The organism is Robiginitalea sp. (assembly GCF_049588695.1).
Taxonomy (GTDB): Bacteria; Bacteroidota; Bacteroidia; order Flavobacteriales; family Flavobacteriaceae; genus Robiginitalea.
The window spans coordinates 1-2,953 of record NZ_JBAVZJ010000577.1; the positions used below are offsets into that span (position 1 = coordinate 1).

General features: G+C 48.3%; 4 protein-coding genes. 1 reads left to right on the forward strand and 3 read right to left on the reverse strand.

Translation table 11 applies throughout. The annotated features are described in order from the left end of the window. The 3 genes from WBV75_RS13250 to WBV75_RS13260 all read right to left on the reverse strand — a co-directional run. Positions 1-128 (reverse strand): Maf family protein (locus tag WBV75_RS13250; RefSeq protein WP_424121065.1); only part of this gene is annotated, 128 nt, incomplete at its 3' end. Between the two features lie 8 nt (positions 129-136). Beyond that, positions 137-664, reverse strand: coding sequence for a KdsC family phosphatase (locus tag WBV75_RS13255; RefSeq protein ID WP_424121062.1), 528 nt, complete (start codon positions 662-664; stop codon positions 137-139). After that, the gene (locus WBV75_RS13260) at positions 648-1,412 is read right to left on the reverse strand and encodes a Rossmann-like and DUF2520 domain-containing protein (protein ID WP_424121063.1); all 765 of its coding nucleotides are present in this window, start codon (positions 1,410-1,412) and stop codon (positions 648-650) included. Before WBV75_RS13260 ends, WBV75_RS13255 begins: the two co-directional genes overlap by 17 nt. Positions 1,413-1,658: 246 nt before the next feature. On the opposite strand from WBV75_RS13260, the gene WBV75_RS13265 reads away from it, so the two are divergent. Beyond that, on the forward strand, positions 1,659-2,953 hold a 1,295-nt coding region (locus tag WBV75_RS13265), incomplete at its 3' end, for a cytochrome c biogenesis protein ResB (protein WP_424121064.1).

Consider the following 2,953-nt stretch of genomic DNA (forward strand, 5'->3'; position numbering starts at 1 on the left):
GTTGGGGGATATACTTCCTGAACATCCGACCGGATGATTTCTACCTTCAGACCCATGGACTCCAAAAGAAATTTCCTTCTCGGGGAGCCTGAGCCCAGTATTATTTTTCGAAATCCAAACTGTACCATGTATGGGTTTAATCGTTCGCGGCGTCGAAGTGTGTATGCCAGTGCCCGCGCACCTTAAGCACCTGCTGGATAATGTCTCGTACACAGCCCTCCCCGCCATTGAGATGTGAAATATAATGGGAGATTCGTTTAACTTCCGGGACGGCATCCTGTGGACAAACGACCATACCCGACATTTGCATAGCCGGGATATCGGGAATGTCATCCCCCATATAAAGGATTTCCTCAGCCTGTATTTCGTAATCCAGCAGATATTCCCGCAGGGACTCCTCTTTAAAGGCAGCCCCCAGGTAGATATCCGTGACACCGAGGCCCTGCAGGCGTTGACGTACGCCTTCGTTCGATCCTCCGCTGATAATGCAAACCCGGTACCCCTGGTTGAGGGCTGTTTTAACCGCATACCCGTCGCGGACATTCATCGTCCTGAGGAGTTCGCCCTCTGTGGTAATCATAATGGTACTGTCGGTAAAGACCCCATCCACATCGAAAACGAAGGTGGTGACATTCTCAAGGAGTTCTTTATAGTTCCTGCTCATAAGTTCGGTATATGGATTCAGAGATTTTAGTGTAGAGTTCTTTGTCTTTTTCCCCGATCAGCATGTGTAAATGGGCCTGCAGTGTTTCTGTGTCATTCCTGCGGGCCGGGCCTGTTTGTGCTGAATAGGCTGAAAGGGCCGTTGCTTTTGCGCAGGTTTCTTCGAGCAGGGGGCCGAGAATGTTTTTTGAAAGCCCTGCCCCCGCACAAATCGTCTCTCCAAGGTACATCATATGGTTGGAGAAATTATTGACGTAAACAGCGGCAAGGTGCAGTGCCCTGCGTTTTTCGGTAGGTATTTCATGTACTTGTGAACTGAGCGAACGCGCCAGGGCAGTGAGGAGCTGAGTATCAGATTCTTTGGCCGCCTCGATGCACAAGGGTACTTTTTGGAAATCAAGCGGCCGCTCCCTGGTAAAAGTTTGCAACGGATAGAGCACACCCTGTCGCGAAGCGCCTTTTAAAACCTCTAAACCCATAGCACCTGAGGTATGCACAAAAAGCCCTTCTTTTCCCTGGTAGTGCCCCATAACTTGCGCTATGGCACTATCGGCTACTGCAAGAATAAACACATCAGCTGCGTCCGGGGTGGCACCCAGCTTTTTTTTGGGGAGGCCAGCCTCAAAGCCAGCAAGGGCTTCAGGCCGGCGGGCAACCAATCCTACAAGCGAAACATCCTGAGCCCCCAATAAAGCCTTGTGCAGATGGTAGGCGAGGTTACCACTTCCGATAAGAACAACGCGAATCACGGCGTAAAAATAAAGATATAATCATAGCCCTCTTGACCCCGGGTTTAAAATGCATCAACAAATCTCCCATATCCCGGTTTAAAATGGCGGTCCGTTGGATCATCGAAAATTGCTGAAAACATGGTATTTCATCTAGCAACTCATAAAAAAATGACCTTTTAACAATTGGAATTAGGGGTAGTGCCCCCCCTGTTTTATTTTTGTGTCGGTTTAGCTTATTTTAGAAGACCACTAGACACTAAAAACATGTTGAAGACTCTGGGAAAACTACTTTTCTCTACCCGATTGATGGCTGTTTTGTTCCTTGTTATGGCTGTAGCCATGGCCTTTGGGACGTTTATTGAAAGTTGGTATAGTACAGCCACCGCTCGTATCTGGATTTACAATGCGTGGTGGTTTGAAGTGATTATGGTCTTTTTTATGATCAATTTCATTGGCAACATTAAGCGCTACCGGCTGCTTCGAAGGGAAAAATGGCCGGTACTCTTGCTCCACCTCTCCTGGATCCTGATCATAGTGGGGGCTTTTATAACCCGGTACATCAGTTATGAGGGTATGATGCCCATAAGGGAAGGGGCTACGGAAAAAGTTTTCTATTCCGACAAAACGTACCTGACCGTGCTGGTGGACGGTGAAAAGGACGGACAATTGCAACGCCTTCCTTTGGAGGATGACCTGATCGTCACCGAACAGGCGATTCAGTCGAATCTCCCCTGGAAGGTCGATTTCGATACAATACCTTTAAAAATATCCTTTGCAGGTTTTATTGAAGGAGCCCGAATGGAAATTGTGCCGGACGACTCCGGCTCAAAATATATCAAAATAGTCGAGGCCGGTGATGGCGGAAGGCATGAGCATTATTTACAGGAAGGCAAGGTAGAGAGTATCCACAATATCCTTTTCAGCTATAACCAGTTGACAGAGGGCGCTATCAACATTCTGGAGACCCCTGAAGGGTTTAAAATCCGCTCTCCTTTCGCAGGGAGTTTTATGCGGATGGCTGACCAGTTCAGTGGCACCCTGACCAACGACAGTACCCAGACGCTGTATTTGCGATCCCTCTATACCCTGGGAAATCTGCAGTTTGTATTGCCAGAACTCCCTGTTCGCGGGAGTTACCAGGCCGTTCGGATTCCCGATGGGGAACGGAACGATAACGATCCTGACGCTATGCTGATTGAGGTCACTTCGCAGGGCCAGACGGTTCAAAAGGCCCTGCTTGGGAGTAAAGGCCGGTTGCAGTACAGCGAACCTTTTACCATTGGAAAACTGACTTTCCGCGCTGCTTATGGGTCAAAAATACGAGAGTTGCCCTTTAGCATAACCCTTAATGATTTTATCGCCGAAAAATACCCCGGTACCGAAAAGGCCTACTCTGCATTTATGAGTAAGATAACGGTGAATGATGAGCGCACATTTGACTACGATATTTTTATGAATCACGTGCTGGACCATGAGGGATATCGCTTTTTTCAGGCGAGCTTTGACCCGGATGAAAAAGGAACTGTGCTCTCGGTCAACCACGATTTCTGGGGAACCTG